This window comes from Cellulomonas sp. ICMP 17802, assembly GCF_041295535.1.
Classification (GTDB): Bacteria; Actinomycetota; Actinomycetes; order Actinomycetales; family Cellulomonadaceae; genus Cellulomonas.
Map to the genome: position 1 here is coordinate 22,912 of NZ_JBGFQZ010000004.1, position 15,823 is coordinate 38,734.

19 protein-coding genes are annotated in these 15,823 nt (G+C 73.6%); 6 read left to right on the top strand and 13 right to left on the bottom strand.

All coding sequences use genetic code 11. The features are described from left to right. Window positions 1-17: 17 nt before the first annotated feature. On the bottom strand, window positions 18-362 hold the full coding sequence (locus tag AB5970_RS06220; RefSeq protein WP_055914529.1) for an RNA polymerase-binding protein RbpA: 345 nt from the start codon (window positions 360-362) through the stop codon (window positions 18-20). A gap of 209 nt (window positions 363-571) precedes the next feature. Between AB5970_RS06220 and AB5970_RS06225 the strand changes: the two genes are divergently transcribed. Next, on the top strand, window positions 572-1,510 hold the full coding sequence (locus AB5970_RS06225; protein ID WP_370503051.1) for an aldo/keto reductase: 939 nt from the start codon (window positions 572-574) through the stop codon (window positions 1,508-1,510). Between the two features lie 7 nt (window positions 1,511-1,517). Here AB5970_RS06225 and AB5970_RS06230 read toward each other — a convergent pair whose 3' ends face one another. From AB5970_RS06230 to AB5970_RS06240, 3 genes are all read right to left on the bottom strand, one after another. Then, window positions 1,518-2,033 carry a hypothetical protein gene (locus AB5970_RS06230; protein ID WP_370503052.1) on the bottom strand — a complete coding sequence of 172 codons (516 nt, stop codon included), beginning with the start codon at window positions 2,031-2,033 and terminating at the stop codon, window positions 1,518-1,520. A gap of 90 nt (window positions 2,034-2,123) precedes the next feature. Beyond that, window positions 2,124-2,600 carry a heme-degrading domain-containing protein gene (locus AB5970_RS06235; protein ID WP_370503053.1) on the bottom strand — a complete coding sequence of 159 codons (477 nt, stop codon included), beginning with the start codon at window positions 2,598-2,600 and terminating at the stop codon, window positions 2,124-2,126. A gap of 4 nt (window positions 2,601-2,604) precedes the next feature. Continuing rightward, window positions 2,605-4,890: an LLM class flavin-dependent oxidoreductase gene (locus AB5970_RS06240; protein WP_370503054.1), complete on the bottom strand. Its 2,286-nt coding sequence runs from the start codon at window positions 4,888-4,890 to the stop codon at window positions 2,605-2,607. A 143-nt stretch (window positions 4,891-5,033) separates the two neighbouring features. On the opposite strand from AB5970_RS06240, the gene AB5970_RS06245 reads away from it, so the two are divergent. Continuing rightward, window positions 5,034-7,424 carry an ATP-binding cassette domain-containing protein gene (locus AB5970_RS06245; RefSeq protein WP_370503055.1) on the top strand — a complete coding sequence of 797 codons (2,391 nt, stop codon included), beginning with the start codon at window positions 5,034-5,036 and terminating at the stop codon, window positions 7,422-7,424. 83 nt (window positions 7,425-7,507) lie between these two features. Continuing rightward, a complete protein-coding gene (locus AB5970_RS06250) occupies window positions 7,508-7,927 on the top strand; it encodes an iron chaperone (RefSeq protein WP_370503056.1) in 420 nt (139 codons plus the stop codon). On the opposite strand, the gene AB5970_RS06255 is transcribed toward AB5970_RS06250, so the two are convergent. Then, on the bottom strand, window positions 7,908-8,243 hold the full coding sequence (locus AB5970_RS06255; RefSeq protein WP_370503057.1) for an HNH endonuclease: 336 nt from the start codon (window positions 8,241-8,243) through the stop codon (window positions 7,908-7,910). The two genes, AB5970_RS06250 and AB5970_RS06255, sit on opposite strands and share 20 nt — an antisense overlap. Window positions 8,244-8,398: 155 nt before the next feature. On the opposite strand from AB5970_RS06255, the gene AB5970_RS06260 reads away from it, so the two are divergent. After that, entirely contained in the window at window positions 8,399-8,962 is a 564-nt protein-coding gene (locus tag AB5970_RS06260) for a GNAT family N-acetyltransferase (protein ID WP_370503058.1), read from the top strand. On the opposite strand, the gene AB5970_RS06265 is transcribed toward AB5970_RS06260, so the two are convergent. Further along, entirely contained in the window at window positions 8,959-9,510 is a 552-nt protein-coding gene (locus AB5970_RS06265; RefSeq protein ID WP_370503059.1) for a GNAT family N-acetyltransferase, read from the bottom strand. The genes AB5970_RS06260 and AB5970_RS06265 overlap by 4 nt on opposite strands. Before the next feature lie 382 nt (window positions 9,511-9,892). Between AB5970_RS06265 and AB5970_RS06270 the strand changes: the two genes are divergently transcribed. Beyond that, window positions 9,893-10,876: a ketopantoate reductase family protein gene (locus AB5970_RS06270; RefSeq protein ID WP_370503060.1), complete on the top strand. Its 984-nt coding sequence runs from the start codon at window positions 9,893-9,895 to the stop codon at window positions 10,874-10,876. Here AB5970_RS06270 and AB5970_RS06275 read toward each other — a convergent pair. From AB5970_RS06275 to AB5970_RS06285, 3 genes are all read right to left on the bottom strand, one after another. After that, window positions 10,873-11,373: a GNAT family N-acetyltransferase gene (locus AB5970_RS06275; protein WP_370503061.1), complete on the bottom strand. Its 501-nt coding sequence runs from the start codon at window positions 11,371-11,373 to the stop codon at window positions 10,873-10,875. The genes AB5970_RS06270 and AB5970_RS06275 overlap by 4 nt on opposite strands. Before the next feature lie 35 nt (window positions 11,374-11,408). Continuing rightward, window positions 11,409-11,570, bottom strand: coding sequence for a hypothetical protein (locus tag AB5970_RS06280; RefSeq protein WP_370503062.1), 162 nt, complete (start codon window positions 11,568-11,570; stop codon window positions 11,409-11,411). A 63-nt stretch (window positions 11,571-11,633) separates the two neighbouring features. Further along, window positions 11,634-12,278: an MBL fold metallo-hydrolase gene (locus AB5970_RS06285; RefSeq protein WP_370503063.1), complete on the bottom strand. Its 645-nt coding sequence runs from the start codon at window positions 12,276-12,278 to the stop codon at window positions 11,634-11,636. A 108-nt stretch (window positions 12,279-12,386) separates the two neighbouring features. Between AB5970_RS06285 and AB5970_RS06290 the strand changes: the two genes are divergently transcribed. Further along, complete coding sequence (locus AB5970_RS06290; protein ID WP_370503064.1) at window positions 12,387-13,151, top strand: ParA family protein; 765 nt, start codon at window positions 12,387-12,389, stop codon at window positions 13,149-13,151. Between the two features lie 55 nt (window positions 13,152-13,206). Here the strand turns inward: AB5970_RS06290 and AB5970_RS06295 are convergent, their stop codons facing one another. From AB5970_RS06295 to AB5970_RS06310, 4 genes are all read right to left on the bottom strand, one after another. Then, a complete protein-coding gene (locus tag AB5970_RS06295) occupies window positions 13,207-13,740 on the bottom strand; it encodes a MerR family transcriptional regulator (RefSeq protein ID WP_370503179.1) in 534 nt (177 codons plus the stop codon). Between the two features lie 226 nt (window positions 13,741-13,966). Then, window positions 13,967-14,473, bottom strand: a complete 507-nt coding sequence (locus AB5970_RS06300) for a bifunctional nuclease family protein (RefSeq protein WP_370503065.1) — start codon at window positions 14,471-14,473, stop codon at window positions 13,967-13,969. 68 nt (window positions 14,474-14,541) lie between these two features. Then, window positions 14,542-15,303 (bottom strand): transcriptional regulator FtsR, encoded by a 762-nt coding sequence (gene ftsR, locus AB5970_RS06305; protein ID WP_370503066.1) that lies wholly within the window; start codon window positions 15,301-15,303, stop codon window positions 14,542-14,544. 40 nt (window positions 15,304-15,343) lie between these two features. Beyond that, window positions 15,344-15,808: an FHA domain-containing protein gene (locus AB5970_RS06310; RefSeq protein ID WP_370503067.1), complete on the bottom strand. Its 465-nt coding sequence runs from the start codon at window positions 15,806-15,808 to the stop codon at window positions 15,344-15,346. Window positions 15,809-15,823: the final 15 nt, after the last annotated feature.

Consider the following 15,823-nt stretch of genomic DNA (forward strand, 5'->3'; position numbering starts at 1 on the left):
CCCGCGCAGAACACCGATCAGGCGCTGCGGCGCAGCTTGCCCGAGCGGAGCAGGTCCAGGCGCTCGTCGAGCAGCTCCTGGAGCTCGCCGACCGTGCGGCGCTCGAGCAGCATGTCCCAGTGCGTGCGCGGCGGCTTGCCGGCCTTCACCTCGGGCTTGGACGCGTCACGCAGGAGCGCCTCCTCGCCGCACCGGCACTCCCACACCACCGGGACGTCGGCCTCGACCGAGAACGGCAGGATGATCGTGTGCCCGTTGGGGCAGTCGTAGTGAGCCTGGAGCCGGGGGGCGAACTCGACGCCGTCCTCGGTCTCCATGCTGTGGGACCCGATGCGCATGCCGCGCAGGGACCGGTTTGCCATCTGGGGAACCTCCGTGCCGTTGTACGGCCGTCGAGAGTGAGAACTTCCACCGATGTCAACGGTGGTGGCCCCTCCAGTGTTCCAGGTCGACGTGAAGGTCTGGTGAACACCGGTGGAGGGCGGGGGAGAGGCTTAATGTTGCCCGGGTGAGCAATTCTTCCACACCTGCCCCCACGTCCACCCCTCCAGGGTCCCGCACCACGGCCGAGATGTCCTTCCGACAGCTCGGCGACAGCGGTCTGACGGTCTCCGTCGCCGGCCTCGGCTGCAACACGTTCGGCGCCACGCTGCCGCCCGACGGCGTGCCCGCACTCGTGCACGCCGCGCTCGACGCCGGGATCACGTTCTTCGACACCGCGGACGTCTACGGCGGCGTGCCCGGCCAGAGCGAGGAGCTGCTCGGCGCCGCGCTGGGTGCCCACCGCGACGACGTCGTGCTGGCCACCAAGTTCGGGCTGGACACCGGCGGCCTGAACGGCCCCGACTGGGGGGTCCGGGGGTCGCGTCGGTACGTGCGCCGCGCCGTCGAGAGCTCGTTGGCCCGTCTGGGCACCGACCACGTCGACCTCCTGCAGATGCACGCGCCCGACCCCGCGACCCCCATCGAGGAGACCCTCGCCGCGCTGCACGAGCTCGTGGTGGAGGGCAAGGTCCGGTACCTGGGCACGTCGAACTTCGCGGCGTGGCAGGTGGTGGACGCGGACTGGACCGCCCGGACCACGGGCACCACGCCGTTCGTCTCGGCGCAGGACCGGTACAACCTGCTGGACCGCACGGCCGAGGCGGAGCTGGTGCCGGCGCTCGAGACGGTGGGCGTCGGCCTGATCCCGTACGTCCCGCTCGCGTCCGGCCTGCTCACGGGCAAGTACCGGCGCGACCGGTCGGCGCCGGAGGGCTCGCGGCTCACCCGGATGCCCGAGCGCCTGGCCCGGGCGGACTTCGACCGGATCGAGGCCCTGGAGTCGCTCGCGCGCGAGTGGGGCATCGACCTGCCGACGCTGGCCCTCGGCGGGCTCGCCGCGCAGCCGGCCGTGGCCACCGTGATCGCGGGGGCGCGCACGCCCGACCAGCTGCGCGCCAACGTCGCGTCGATCGCGTGGGAGCCCGACCTCGAGCAGCTCGCGGCCATCGACGTGGCGGCCCCCTGACGCGGCGTCACCACTCGAGCACGCGCGCGCGGTGCGCGCCGAGCGCGACGACCGCCCAAAGGCGCACCCCGGACTCGTCGGCCGCCCGGCGCAGGGCCGGTCCCCAGGACGTCTCGAACGCCCCGCGGTCGCCGCCGGCGGCCCGCACGAGCCCGACCACGACCGACCCGCCCGGCGAGTCCCGGTCCAGCACGGTGGCGAGCAGCCCCATGAGCTGGCCGGCGACCGCCTGGTCGGCCCGCGCAGGGACGTCGGTGATCGGCAGCACCACGGGCAGCGTGCGGTCGGCGGCGTCGAGCAGCAGGAACCACAGGGCCGGCGGACCCGCGCGCTCGGGCCCGACCAGGTCGAGGAGGACGCTCAGGGCGTCGCCGGCCGAGCGCAGGCTCGCCCCGGGCGCGTCGGGGAGGTCGTCGTCGGGCCCGGCGTCGTCCACGAGCCAGGGCTCGTCGCCCCAGGTGTCGTGCTCGTCGTCGTCCCAGTCGTCGTCCTCGAACCAGCCGTGGTCCCCGGTCTGCGTCATGGCCAGGAGCCTCGCGCGGCCGGCCGCCCCACCACGCCGACCGGTGGCGGCTCGTGGACGCCGGGACTCGAGGATGGGGCTGGGGGCGGCTCAGGCGAGGTGCGCGGCGACAGCCTCCACGACGAGCGCGTGGTCGTCCGCCTGCGGGAGCCCGGAGACGGTGACCACGCCCACGATGCCGACGTCGCGCACCCGCACGGGGAACGCCCCACCGTGCGCGGCGAACTGCTGCAGCGGCAGGTCGTGCTGCTCGGCGAACGTGGTGCCCTTCGCCCTGGCCCGCAGGCCGACCAGGTAGGACGACGCCCCGAACCGCTCGACCACACGCACCTTGCGCTCGACCCAGCTGTCGTTGTCGGGCGTCGTGCCGGGCCGCGCGGCGTGGAACAGCTGCTGGGTGCCGCGCCGGATGTCGACGGTCACCGGCAGGTCCCGCTCCTGGGCGAGCTCGACCAGCAGGCAGCCCAGCCGCCAGGCGTCGTCGTGGGTGAACGTGCTGAAGACGAGGTCGTGCTCCTGCTGCTCGACCTGCGCGATGGTGCTCGAGATGTCGTCCGGGGTGCTCATCCCGTCATCGTGGCACGGCGTCCTCGGCCGCCAGGGGAGTGACGCCGAAGTTGCCGTCGAACACGTGTTCGGGGTCGTAGACGGCCTTGAGCCGAGCGATCCGGGCGAGGGTCTCGGGCGGGAACGCCTCGGCCACCCGCGCGGGGGACTGGTCGGTCTCGAAGCTCAGGTAGACGCCGCGCAGGTGCGGCGCGAGCCGGTCCCACCAGGCGTCTATCTGGGTGCGGCGGCTCGCCCGGGCGGACGCCAGCAGCGAGAAGTTCTGCGTGCGGTGCGCGTACGCCGTGGCGTCGGGCGCGACGTCGTTGACCGCGCCGCCGACGGCACGCAGCTGCACCATGTCCGCGTCGCCCGCGGCCAGCAATTGGGCCAGGAGGTCCGCCAGCGGAGGCGTCACGTGCTCCACCAGGCCGCCGCGCGCGGCGGAGTCGGCGCCGCCCGTGTGCTGGCCGTGGTGGGCGGCGACGGTTGCGGCGTACGGCACCAGCTGTGCCTGCTGCTGGAGCACGGGCGCGAGGTCGAGGAACCGCTCGAGGGCGACGACGGCCGCCTCGGTGTCGTCGTCGGCCCACACGATGATCGCGTAGCCGACCGCCGGGTTCTGGCCGCGCGCCGGAACCAGGCTGAGGAAGCTGGTGAGCTGCCGCGGCGAGTCCTCCACCAGCTGCGCCCACGCGGTCAGGAACGGCGCGGCGTCGGTGGCGTCGTACACGATCGTCGCGTGCACGACGTTGCCCACCTCGGCGGCCTCGATCTCGACGGCGGTGAGGATGCCGAAGTTGGCCCCCGCACCGCGCACCGCCCAGAGCAGGTCGGGCTCGTGCTCGGCGTCGGTGCGCACGACCCGCCCGTCCGCGAGCACCAGCTCGGCGGCCACGACGTGGTCGAGCGTCAGGCCGTACGAGCGCCCCAGGAAGCCCTGGCCGCCCGCGGTGACCAGGCCGCCCACGCCCACGTCGCCGTAGTCGCCCGAGCTGATCGCGAGGCCGTGCGGGGACAGGGTGGCCGCCACGTCACCCCAGCGTGCGCCCGCACCGAGCCGGACGAGCCGCCGCTCCCGGTCGAGGACCTCGACCTGGTCGAGCGCGCCGACGTCGATGACGATGCCGCCGTCGTTGGTCGAGCGGCCGCTGATCCCGTGCCCGCCGCTGCGCACCGCGAGCGGCACGTCCTGGGCGCGCGCGAAGCCCAGCGCCGCGCTGACGCCCGCGGCGTCCCGCGGCCGCAGCACGAGCCCGGGGGAGCCCGAGTACACGTAGGACGAGCGAACGCGGCCGTACTCCCGGTCGCCCGGCTCGACCGCGGTGGCGACGAGCGACGGGGGCAGGGCGTCGTAGTCGATGCCAGGGCGGCGCTTGGCCAGCGAGACCGCCGGGCGGACCGAGCCGGTCGAGGTCCCGGCGGTGGCGCGGGCCGCGGCGACGGCGTCGCGCAGCGCCGGGGCGACCTCCTCGCCGAACATCGCGATGGTCGCCGGGTCGTCGCCGCCCAGGATGAACGTCGCGATGCCGTCGTCGAGGACCAGGGGGAGCAGGTCGTCCACCCACCGCTCGGGCGGTCCCTGCAGGAAGCCCGAGCCGCTGGCCGAGCCCCCACCCAGGTTGAGCAGCCGGCGGATCTCGCGCGGGTCGCGCCCGGCGGCCTGCGCCGCGTCGTCGATCCGCGCGTTGCCGTCGGCCAGGTCGCCGGGCTTGAGGTAGCCCAGGCTCGGCAGCCAGCCGTCGGCCTTGCGCCCGACCAGGGCGAGCATGCGGGGCTTGTACGCGCCGAGCCAGATCGGCACGTCGTGGGCCGGCGCCGGGCCGCGCTTGGCCCCGTCGACCCGGTGGTGCGTGCCGGCGACCCGCAGCGGCCGGCGCTCGTCGGCGTCCCAGATGCCGCGGATGATGTCGATGGCCTCGTCGAGCGCGTCCACGGCCTGCCCCGGCGTGAGGCGCGGGGCGCCCATCGCCACGATCGCGTCCCAGAACGCCCCGGAGCCCAGCCCGAGCGTGAACCGGCCACCCGAGAGCAGGTCGAGGCTGGCCGCGGCGCGGGCCAGGACGGCGGGCGGGCGCAGCGGGAGGTTGAGCACGTTGCCCGCCACGTGCACGCGCTCGGTGGACGCCGCGACCCAGGACAGCAGCGTCCACGTGTCGAGGAACGCCGGCTGGTACGGGTGGTCCTGGAACGTCACCAGGTCGAGCCCGGCGCGCTCGGTGGCCTGCGCCAGCGCGACGACCTGGTGCGGGTCCTGGGCGGACGGCGTCAGGAAGGTGCCGAGCACGAGCTCGTGGCCGTAGTCGGGCATGGGCGTCCTCTCGATGGTTGACCATTCAACTATAGGAGGCTCGGGGTGCCGTGCACGCGGATCGCGCACGTGTCGAGAAGCACGCGGTCCGACGACGCCGCTAGCGTGACCGTGAGACCGGCCGCGCACCAGATGGGGACCCGATGACCACGGACACCACGCCCGAGACCACTGCGCCCGCACGGCACCCTGCCGACAGCCACGACCTGATCCGCGTGCAGGGCGCCCGGGTGAACAACCTCAAGGACGTCAGCGTGGAGCTGCCCAAGCGCCGGCTGACGGTGTTCACGGGCGTCTCCGGATCGGGCAAGAGCTCGCTGGTGTTCGGCACGATCGCCGCGGACTCGCAGCGGATGATCAACGAGACCTACAGCGCGTTCGTCCAGGGTTTCATGCCGACGCTGGCGCGGCCCGACGTCGACGTGCTCGACGGCCTGACCACGGCGATCATCGTCGACCAGGAGCGGATGGGCGCCAACATCCGCTCGACCGTCGGCACCGCCACGGACGCCAACGCCATGCTGCGCATCCTCTTCAGCCGCCTCGGGCAGCCGCGCATCGGCTCGCCGCAGGCGTTCTCGTTCAACGTCGCGTCCGTCTCGGGCGCCGGCGCGGTGACCATCGAGCGCGGGGCGACCACCACCAAGGAGCGCCGGAGCTTCACCCTGACCGGCGGGATGTGCGCGCGCTGCGAGGGCACCGGCAAGGTGAGCGACATCGACCTCTCGCAGCTCTACGACGACACCAAGTCGCTCAACGAGGGCGCGCTGACGATCCCGGGCTACAGCATGGACGGCTGGTACGGCCGGATCTTCGCCGGCTGCGGCTTCTTCGACCCCGACAAGCCGATCCGGGAGTTCACCGAGCGGGAGCTGCACGACCTGGTCTACAAGGAGCCGACCAAGATCAAGGTCGAGGGCATCAACCTGACCTACGAGGGCCTGGTGCCGCGGATCCAGAAGTCGTTCCTGTCCAAGGACGTCGACGCGCTCCAGCCGCACATCCGGGCGTTCGTCGAGCGCACGGTCGTCTTCGGCACGTGCCCCGACTGCGACGGCACCCGGCTCAACGCGGGCGCGCGCTCGTCCCGGATCGGCGGCGTCAACATCGCCGAGGTGTGCGCCATGCAGATCAGCGACCTCGCCGAGTGGGTGCGCGGCCTCGACGAGCCGTCGGTCGCGCCTCTGCTCGTCTCCCTGCAGGAGACGCTCGACTCGTTCGTGAGCATCGGGCTGGGCTACCTCTCGCTCGACCGGCCGTCCGGAACCCTGTCCGGCGGCGAGGCGCAGCGGATCAAGATGATCCGCCACCTGGGGTCGTCGCTGACCGACGTCACGTACGTGTTCGACGAGCCCACCATCGGCCTGCACCCCCACGACATCCAGCGCATGAACGACCTGCTGCTGCGCCTGCGCGACAAGGGCAACACCGTGCTCGTCGTCGAGCACAAGCCCGAGACGATCGTGATCGCCGACCACGTGGTCGACCTGGGACCGGGCGCTGGCACGGCCGGCGGCACCATCTGCTTCGAGGGCACGGTCGAGGGGCTGCGGGGGAGCGGCACCCTCACCGGGCGCCACTTCGACGACCGCGCCCGCCTCAAGGAGAGTGTCCGGAGCGCCACCGGCGCGCTCCAGATCCGCGGCGCGACCACCCACAACCTGCGCGACGTCGACGTCGACATCCCGCTCGGCGTGCTCGTCGTCGTCACGGGCGTCGCGGGCTCCGGCAAGAGCTCGCTCGTGCACGGGTCAGTCCCCGCCGGCGCGGGGGTGGTGTCCATCGACCAGGGGGCCATCCGCGGGTCGCGCCGGAGCAACCCCGCCACCTACACCGGGGTGCTCGAGCCCATCCGCAAGGCGTTCGCCAAGGTCAACGGCGTCAAGCCCGCGCTGTTCAGCGCCAACTCCGAGGGCGCGTGCCCCACGTGCAACGGCGCGGGAGTGATCTACACCGACCTGGCCATGATGGCGGGGGTGGCCACGACCTGCGAGGAGTGCGAGGGAAAGCGTTTCCAGGCCTCGGTGCTGGAGTACCACCTGGGCGGCCGCGACATCAGCGAGGTGCTGGCCATGTCGGTGGTGGAGGCCGAGGAGTTCTTCGCCGCGGGGGAGCAGCGCACGCCCGCCGCGCACGCGATCCTCGACCGGCTGGTCGACGTCGGGCTGGGGTACGTGAGCCTGGGCCAGCCGCTGCCGACGCTCTCCGGCGGCGAGCGTCAGCGCCTGAAGCTGGCCACCCACATGGCGGACGAGGGCGGCATCTACGTGCTCGACGAGCCGACGACGGGCCTGCACCTCGCCGACGTGGAGAACCTACTCGGGCTGCTCGACCGCCTGGTCGACTCGGGCAAGTCGGTGATCGTCGTCGAGCACCACCAGGCCGTCATGGCGCACGCCGACTGGATCGTCGACCTGGGTCCCGGCGCCGGCCACGACGGCGGCCGGGTCGTGTTCGAGGGCACGCCCGCCGACCTCGTCGCCGCACGGTCGACGCTCACGGGCCAGCACCTGGCGGCCTACGTCGGCGCCTGATCGAGCAGCATCGGAGAAGCGCAGGTCAGGCGCCGGTCCCTAGGGTGGGAGTCGTTCCCCAGGACGACGAGAGAGGCAGGACGATGGCGACGACGAAGTCCGAGGGCTTCACGGCCGAAGAGCGCGCGGCGATGAAGGAGCGCGCCAAGGAGACCCGCGGCAAGACGTCCGGCGACGGCGAGGCGGACCTGCTGGCCAAGATCGCCGAGATGGGCGACGCCGACCGCGCGATGGCGGAGCGGATCCACGCGGTCATCACGCAGGCCGCCCCGGAGCTCGAGCCGAAGACCTGGTACGGGCAGCCCGCCTACGCCAAGGACGGCAAGGTCGTCGTCTTCTTCCAGGCCGCCTCGAAGTTCAAGACCCGGTACGCGACGCTCGGCTTCAACGACGCCGCCACGATCGACGACGGCACCATGTGGCCGGTCGCGTTCGCCCTGACGTCGCTCACGGCCGCCGACGAGAAGCGGATCGCCGAGCTGGTCACGAGGGCGGTGAGCTGACCGCCGCGGGCTCGGCGGTCGCCGGGAACCGCAGCCGGAGCTCGGCGCGCAGCTCGACGTACCGCTGCAGGAACGCGCGCTCGTCGAGCCGCTTCCGCCGGATCCAGGCCGTGACCTCGTCGTTGCACTTGCTCGTGTTGCACGAGCGGCACGCGGGCACGACGTTCTCCAGCGTGTAGCGCCCGCCGCGCGAGATCGGCAGGACGCAGTCGCGCTGGAGCGGCCCGTCGGGGGCGCCGCAGTACGCGCACCCGGCCCAGGTGTCCTGAAGCGCGGCCCACTGGTCCGGCGTGAGGTCGTGCTCGACGCGGTCCATCCGGCGCTGCCGGCGACGCGCCGCGCGTGCCCTGCGACTCCCACCGACGGCCATGTCGGGAGCGTACGGTCGTCGAGGCGCCGGTCCGGGTAGGCGCCCCGGCCTGCGGGCGGACCCGACGCCGTCCGCGGCGCACACGACGAGCAGGGACCACGATGACTCCGACCGAGCTGGAGACGGGCGCCCACCTGGACGCCCTCGAGCCGTGGCGCGCGGCCGAGTTCGCGGCCCACATGGACCGCGCCCGCGAGCACATCCGTCCGTGGGTCGGCCCGTCGTTCCTCAGCGACGACGTCGCCGGCGCGCACGCCACGCTGACCCGCTACGCCGAGCACCTCGCCCACGACGGGCCACGCATCTACGGCATCTGGGCGGACGGCACATTGGTGGGCGGGGTGATGTTCGTGGAGTTCCACGCGGCCGCCGGCGTCTGCGAGGTGGGCTGCTGGTCGGAGCCCGCGGGGGAGGGGCACGGGCACATCACCGCGGCCGTCACCGAGCTCCTGCGGTACGCGTTCGAGGTGCGGGGGATGCACCGCGTGGAGTGGCGCTGCCGCAGCGACAACCTGCGCAGCATCGCGGTAGCCCGACGGCTCGGCATGGTGCACGAGGGTGACCTGCGTGAGGCGTGGCTCGTGGACGGCACGTTCCACGACAAGGCCGTCTGGTCGCTCCTGAGCCACGAGTTCGACGGCCGGGACCGGACCTCGAGCGGCTAGCGGGTGCCGGGCACGGGCGACGCCTCACGGACGGTCAGCAGGCTCTGACCGTGGATCGATGTGCGCTCCACCCGGCCCGTCTCCTGGAACCCGAGCTTCGCCAGGACGCGTCGGGACGCGAGGTTCCAGTCCCAGACCTCCGCCCACAAGCGCACGTAGCCCACCTCGGTCGCCCAGCCGACCACGGCGCGGGCCGCCTCGGTCCCGTAGCCGGCGCCGTGCACCGCGCGGAGCAGCTCGAAGGCGAGCTCCGGCTCGTCGGGCGTCCCGCTCCCGCGGACCGTCAGGCCGCAGTACCCGATGACGTCCCTCGAGTCCTTCCGCTCGACCGCCAGCAACCGGGGCCCCGGCTCGTCCTGCTCGGCGAGGAGCTGCGCCGCGATGTCCTCCACGGTCGGCCGGCCGTCGGGACCGATGCGCCGGTGCGCGGGCACCCGCGGGTCCCGCTCGGTCCACAGGCGGCGGTAGACGTCGGCCTCGCCGACCTGACGATCCCGGAGGACGAGGCGATCGGTCTCCAGGGCGTCCGGAGGGCGGAGCAGCGGCATCTGCCGATTATGTCAGCGGCGGCAGGGTGCCGGAGCAGGGTGTCGACCGATCGGACCGCTCGCCGGTGCCACGCTGCCGCCGTCGGCGTCAGCCCTCTCGCGGACGCCGACGATCGTCGGGGCCAGAGCATGTCGACGAGCACACGGCACGCCGACGCCAGTATCGACGAGCAACCGCGGGCCGACCCCAGGATGGTGCACGGTGCCACACGTCAGCCGGGACAGCGCGCGACGATCGGTCGTCCTCGAGCCCATCGGTGGAATGTGTACGTGGGCGACGCCCTCGGCTCATGCGCTACGCCGATAATGCACATTATGACATTCCACGTTCCAGAACCCCTCCTGAACCGCGGCGGGCCCCACCCCCGCGTAACGTGCGCCCGTGCGCTACATCATCATCGGGACAGGGGCCGTCGGCGGAGTGATCGGCGGGCTGCTCGCGGCGGCCGGACGTGACGTCGTGCTGGTGGCTCGGAACCGCCAGCTCGAGGCGCTGACGTCCGGCGGGCTCGAGGTGGCCACCGCGAACGGCGTGCACCACGTCCACCCACCGACCGCGGCCGGCCCGGACGACGTGCAGCTGCGGCCCGACGACGTGCTGGTCGTCGCCGTGAAGAGCCAGGACACGGCCGCGGTGCTCGACGCTTGGGCCGACCGTCCGGTCGCCGGCGGCGGGACCGCGGCGACCGACCTCCGTCTGGTGTGCGCCCAGAACGGCGTCGACAACGAACGAGCGGCTCTGCGCCGGTTCGGCCACGTCGTGGGCATGTGCGTCTGGCTGCCCGCGACGTTCCTCGAGCCCGGCCGCGTCTCCGCGGGCAGCACGCCCGTCCCCGGGGTGCTCACGCTGGGCGCCGTGCCGCCGGGCGGCCCTGTCCCGGCGGACGTCGCGGCGGACCTCGAGGCCGCGGGGTTCCGCGCTCCGGTCGTCGGCGACGTCATGGCGTGGAAGTACTCCAAGCTGCTGACCAACCTGGCCAACTCCGTCGAGGCGCTCGTCGGCACGGCGTGGGACGCGGCGGCCGGCGAGCTCGCCGCCCGGGCCACCGCCGAGGGCCGCGCCGTCCTGTCCGCGGCCGGCGCGAGCGTCCTCTCCGACGAGGAGCACGACGCCTCCCGCGCCCGGTTCCACATGGCCCGGCTGCCCGGTGAGGAGGGCGGCGGCTCGTCCTGGCAGTCGCTGGTGCGCGGCACGGGGTCGATCGAGACCGACTACCTCAACGGCGAGATCGTGCTGCTCGGACGCCTGCACGGCGTGCCGACGCCGGTGAACGCGCTGCTGCAGCGGCTCTCCCGTCAGGCGGCCGCGACGGGGACGCGTCCGGGATCGGTGGCGGGCGCGGACCTGCTCGCGCTCGTCGGCTAGGGGACCTCGGCCGACCGCAGGGTGAGCACGTAGCGCTCCTCGGTCTGCGACGCGTCCCGAGGGAGCACCTGCCGCTCCCCCGTCCGCGTGAAGCCGGCGCGCACGTAGAGGTCGCCCGCGGCGTGGTTGCCGTCCACCAGCCACAGCGACACCGTCCGCGCGTCGTCGGCCTCGGCCGCCTGACGGACGGCGTCGAGCAGCGCCCACCCCAGGCCCTGCCGTCGCGCCTCGGGTGCCACCCAGAGGGACACCACGTGCCGGTCGTCGACGGGTGACCCCGGCTCCTGGAGCATCGTGACGATCCCCCGGCCGACTCCCCCGTCGTCGACGGCGATCCACGTGGTCGACGTCCGCAGGCGCATCCGCCAGTGCGACTCGACGAACCGCTCCTCGCGCTCGAGCGCGGCACCGAAGACGTCGGGGTCCTCGCGCAGTGCGCGCAGCCGGACGCCCTGGACCAGCTGCCAGTCGTTCTCCCCCACCTGTTGGACAATCACCTGCACAGGATGCCTCACATCGGGCGATGTCGGCTTCAGGGCTCGTCGCGCGCCGTCACCTGGTCGGCCGGCGTGCCCCCGTGACCCTCGGGATCGGGCACCGACCGGGCGGCGTCGGCGATCTCCTCCTCCGGCCGCGGCGGGACGCTCTCGTCGTACTCCAGCTCGGGCACCTCGTGCCCAGCGGGCTCCGTCACGGTGGTCTCCTTCCGTCGCGATCACGCTACGGGCGGGGCGCCCGGTGCGAAAGGCGGGGCGCCTCAGAGGTCGATGCCGTCGCCCGGGTCGAGCTGCACCGGGTCGCCGGCGCCACCCAGGCGGCTCAGGAGGTTGGCCGCCATCCCCTGGCCGATCGGGCTGAGCAGCGCGTCGTGGATCACGACGAGGCGGCCGGGCTCGACGCGGCGCACGTAGTCGACGACCTCGCCCAGCTTGAGCCACGGCGCTCCCACCGGTGTGCACAGCACGTCCACGTGCGCCCCCGCCGTGTCGACGTACGCGTCGCCGGGGTGCAGCACGCCCGCGACGAGGTAGCCCACGTTGTGCACGCGGGGCACGTCCACGTGGATCAGCTCGTGCCACTCCCCCAGCGCCTCGACCTCGAAGCCGCCTGCGGTGAAAGCGTTTCCCGCACTGACGGCGTGCACCCGGTCGGCAGGCGCGCCCGCGCCCACCAGGACGTCGACGACGGCCTGCGGCGCCCAGACCTCCAGGCCGGCGGCCACGGCCTCGACCACCGGCTCGGTGGCCAGGTGGTCGGCGTGCTCGTGCGTGACCAGGACGGCGGAGACGCCGTCGAGCGCGTCGGGCAGCTCGGAGAAGACCCCGGGATCGATCACCAGGCGGTCGTCGCCGCGGTCCAGACGGATGCAGGCGTGTCCCCAGCGGGTCAGTCGGGTGCTCATCCACCCAGTCTGGCGTGACCTGCGCGTCCGTGCTCCCGGAACCGGCAGGAGGGTGGTTCGCGGTGCGGCTTTTCGTGGTGGCCGTGCTGCCCGGCTACGGTGTCGCACGTGCTGGTGCTCGGGGTGTGCAGTCTCAAGGGTGGCGTGGGCAAGACGTCGATCACCCTCGGTCTCGCGTCGGCTGCGCTCGAGCGCGGCCTGCGCACGCTCGTCATCGACCTGGATCCCCAGGGCGACAGCACGATGGCGCTCGGCGCGCGGCCGGAGACCGGCGACGTCGCCTCGGTGCTCGACCAGCCCGGCGAGGCGACGATGGCGGCCGCGACCGTCCTGTCGTCGTGGGCCGACGACGGGCTCGACGTGCTGGCGGGCTCCGAGCGGTCCGCCGCTCACGACCGCCTGGACGGCGACGACCTCGACCGCCTGCGCTACGCCCTCTCCTGGGTCAGCGGCTACGACCTGGTCCTCATCGACTGCCCGCCGTCGCTCGGCGGGCTCACGCGGACCGGGCTCGCCGCGTGCGACCGCGCCCTCGTGGTCACCGAGCCGGGCCTGTTCGCCGTGATGGCGGTGGGCCGGGCGATGCGCACCATCGACGAGCTTCGCCGTGGGCCCGCTCCGGCGCTCCAGCCGCTCGGCATCGTGGTGAACCGCGTGCGGGCGCGCTCGATCGAGCAGGCGTTCCGGCTGGAGGAGCTGCAGACCCTCTACGGCCCGCTGGTACTCACCCCGCCCGTGCCCGAGCGCGCCGCGCTGCAGCAGGCGCAGGGTGCGGCCCAACCGGTGCACGCGTGGCCGGGCGCCGCGGCGGCCGAGCTGGGCCGCACGTTCGACGCGCTGCTCGACCGCGCGCTGCGCGCACCGCGCCACTGAGACGACGAGAGCGGCCGCCCGCTGGGGCAGCCGCTCTCGTGGACAGTCGAGGGGCTCAGCCGGCCGAGCGCGCCTGACGCCGCATCGCGAGCTCGTCGTGCGGCGACGGCTCGCCGACCAGCTCGTCGTCCTCCTCGGCGCGCTCCGACGGCAGCTGCGCCAGCGTGCCCTCGACCTCGCGCCAGACGCGACCGACCGCGATGCCGAAGACGCCCTGGCCGCCCTGCACCAGGTCGATGACCTCGTCGGCGGACGTGCACTCGTAGACGCTGGCGCCGTCGGACATCAGCGTGATCTGCGCGAGGTCGTCCACGCCGCGCTCGCGCAGGTGGCTGACGGCGGTGCGGATCTGCTGCAGCGAGACGCCCGTGTCGAGCAGCCGCTTGACCACCTTGAGGACGAGGATGTCCCGGAAGCTGTACAGGCGCTGCGTGCCCGACCCGGTGGCCGGACGGATCGACGGCTCGACCAGGCCGGTGCGGGCCCAGTAGTCGAGCTGGCGGTACGTGATGCCGGCGGCGCGGCAGGCCGTGGGCCCGCGGTAGCCGGTCGCGGTGTCGAGGTCGGGGAGGTCGTCGTCGAACAGCATGCCCTGAGCGCGCTGCGGGACTGCCCCGCTCGCGCTCTCGGCACTCTCGGTGCTGGTCACGAATCCTCCACTCGTCGCTAGCCGGTCGGCGGACGGCTCCCCCGGCTGCTTGCCAGACTAGGCCCGCGGCGCGGCAGACGCCATGACGCCCGCCGGGCGTGTCGCGTCCGGCGAGTCTCACCTTCGACCTGAGGGCGAAGGTTTGCCCCGAACTGCCGATCTGGCGCTACTCGTCCTCGGGCTCCGCGCCCGTGCTGAAGTCCTCCGGCGTCACCAGGTCGAGGAACCGCCGGAACCGCTCCAGATCCTGCTCTGAGGTGGTCGTCCGCACCTCCACGCCGGCCACCGCGACCACCTCGGCCGAGCACAGCACCGGGCAGCCGAAGCGCAGCGCCAGGGCGATCGCGTCCGAGGCCCGCGAGTCGACGCGCGGTCCCGTCCGCAGCACGAGCGCGGCGTGGAACACCCCGTCCTCGAGCCGGGTGATCTCGACGCGGGTCAGGCCCGAGCCGGTCGCGATGAGGACGTCGCGCAGCAGGTCGTGCGTCATCGGCCGGGGCGGCACGATCCCCGCCTGCGCCGACGCGATCGCGCTCGCCTCCGCGGGCCCGATGAGGATGGGCACGAGCAGCTCGGAGTCGGGGTCCAGGAGCAGCACGACGATCTCGTCGTCGGCCAGGTGCTGACGCACCCCGACGACCTCGACCGGTACCAGCTCGGCGTCCTCCCCCATGCCGACCACGCTACGACGCCGACGCCGATCCGGCGCCCCCCAGATCTGGGCGCGTGTCGCGGGTTGCGCTACGGAGCCAGGTCGGCGACCGCCGCGCGCACCAGCGCCGTGTGCATCTGGTTGCAGAGCTCGCCCACCTCGGCCGCGAGCGTGCCGGCCCGGGCGCGCGACGACGCGCTGCGCTGCCCCCGCCAGGGGGCCACCACCTGCTCGACCAGGTCGGCCTGCCGGTCCGCCGCCGTGCGGAACTGCCGCAGGTGCCGGGGGTCGATGCCGTGCTCGGCCAGCGCGGCCGCCGCCACGACGATCTCGCGCGCCCACGGGTCGAACGACGTCCCGTGCGCGCGCAGCACGCCCGCGGCGACGAGGCTCTCGACGAACGCGACCTCGACGCCGGACTCGCGGGCCAGCGCCTCGCCCGTCCACCGCGTGCCCACGGACTCGCGGACGCCGTCGCGGGTGGCCAGGCGCGCGCGCGGCGCGACCTCGTCCTCCTCGCCCGCGTCCAGCGCCGCCAGGCGGTCGCCGATCACCTTGAGGGGCATGTACCGGTCCCGCTGCTGGCGCAGCACGAACCGGAGCCGCTCGATGTCCGCCGGCGAGTACTGCCGGTAGCCGGCCGCGGTCCGGACGGGCTCGACCAGGCCCTGCTCCTCGAGGAAGCGCAGCTTGGACGTGGTGACCGCGGGGAACTCGATCTGCAGCGCGGCCAGCACGTCGGAGATCCGCATCGAGGCCTGGCGCGAGATCCCCCGCGGCCAGCGCTCGTGCTCGACGTCCGGCGCACCCACCGGGTCGACCTGCACGCGCTGTGCTCGTGCGCTCGTCACGTGGGGCTCCCCGTCGTCCCGAGCGTCAGCTGCCCGCCGGTCACGCGCCGGCCGCGTCGCGGTGCGGGCTCGGGTGGAAGGTCATGCGGTACTTGCCGATCTGCACCTCGTCGCCGGCCTTGAGCACCTGCTGGTCGATGCGGGTGCGGTTGACGTACGTGCCGTTCAGCGAGCCGATGTCCCGGACCACGAACGTCTGGCCCTCGCGCACGAACTCGGCGTGCTTGCGGGAGACGGTCACGTCGTCGAGGAAGATGTCCGCGGCCGTCGAGCGCCCCGCGACGGTCCGCTCGGCGTCGAGCAGGAACCGGGCGCCCGCGCTCGGGCCCCGCTGCATGACCAGGAGGGCCGAGGTGGGCGGGAGCGCGTGCACCGCGCCGACCTCGTCCGGGGTGAGCCCGACGGGTGCTGAGGCCTCGATCTCGACCGGCTCGATCGCGCCGAAGCTGATCGTCGTGTCGGGTCCGTTGTTGGGCCGTCCGACCTGCGGGTCCTCGCCGCTCATGCCACCTCCCGGGCC

What these genes read in the sequence shown, in the direction of transcription:
- AB5970_RS06255 (WP_370503057.1), bottom strand. Translation starts at nt 8,243, where the DNA reads ATGGACCGCGTCGAGCACGACCTCACGCCGGACCAGTGGGCCGCGCTT.
- AB5970_RS06285 (WP_370503063.1), bottom strand. Translation starts at nt 12,278, where the DNA reads ATGAGCACCCGACTGACCCGCTGGGGACACGCCTGCATCCGTCTGGAC.
- AB5970_RS06295 (WP_370503179.1), bottom strand. Translation starts at nt 13,740, where the DNA reads ATGCTGTTCGACGACGACCTCCCCGACCTCGACACCGCGACCGGCTAC.
- AB5970_RS06225 (WP_370503051.1), top strand. Translation starts at nt 572, where the DNA reads ATGTCCTTCCGACAGCTCGGCGACAGCGGTCTGACGGTCTCCGTCGCC.
- AB5970_RS06240 (WP_370503054.1), bottom strand. Translation starts at nt 4,890, where the DNA reads ATGCCCGACTACGGCCACGAGCTCGTGCTCGGCACCTTCCTGACGCCG.
- AB5970_RS06300 (WP_370503065.1), bottom strand. Translation starts at nt 14,473, where the DNA reads ATGGGGGAGGACGCCGAGCTGGTACCGGTCGAGGTCGTCGGGGTGCGT.
- AB5970_RS06250 (WP_370503056.1), top strand. Translation starts at nt 7,508, where the DNA reads ATGGCGACGACGAAGTCCGAGGGCTTCACGGCCGAAGAGCGCGCGGCG.
- AB5970_RS06230 (WP_370503052.1), bottom strand. Translation starts at nt 2,033, where the DNA reads ATGACGCAGACCGGGGACCACGGCTGGTTCGAGGACGACGACTGGGAC.
- AB5970_RS06235 (WP_370503053.1), bottom strand. Translation starts at nt 2,600, where the DNA reads ATGAGCACCCCGGACGACATCTCGAGCACCATCGCGCAGGTCGAGCAG.
- AB5970_RS06265 (WP_370503059.1), bottom strand. Translation starts at nt 9,510, where the DNA reads ATGCCGCTGCTCCGCCCTCCGGACGCCCTGGAGACCGATCGCCTCGTC.
- AB5970_RS06245 (WP_370503055.1), top strand. Translation starts at nt 5,034, where the DNA reads ATGACCACGGACACCACGCCCGAGACCACTGCGCCCGCACGGCACCCT.
- AB5970_RS06310 (WP_370503067.1), bottom strand. Translation starts at nt 15,808, where the DNA reads ATGAGCGGCGAGGACCCGCAGGTCGGACGGCCCAACAACGGACCCGAC.
- AB5970_RS06220 (WP_055914529.1), bottom strand. Translation starts at nt 362, where the DNA reads ATGGCAAACCGGTCCCTGCGCGGCATGCGCATCGGGTCCCACAGCATG.
- AB5970_RS06260 (WP_370503058.1), top strand. Translation starts at nt 8,399, where the DNA reads ATGACTCCGACCGAGCTGGAGACGGGCGCCCACCTGGACGCCCTCGAG.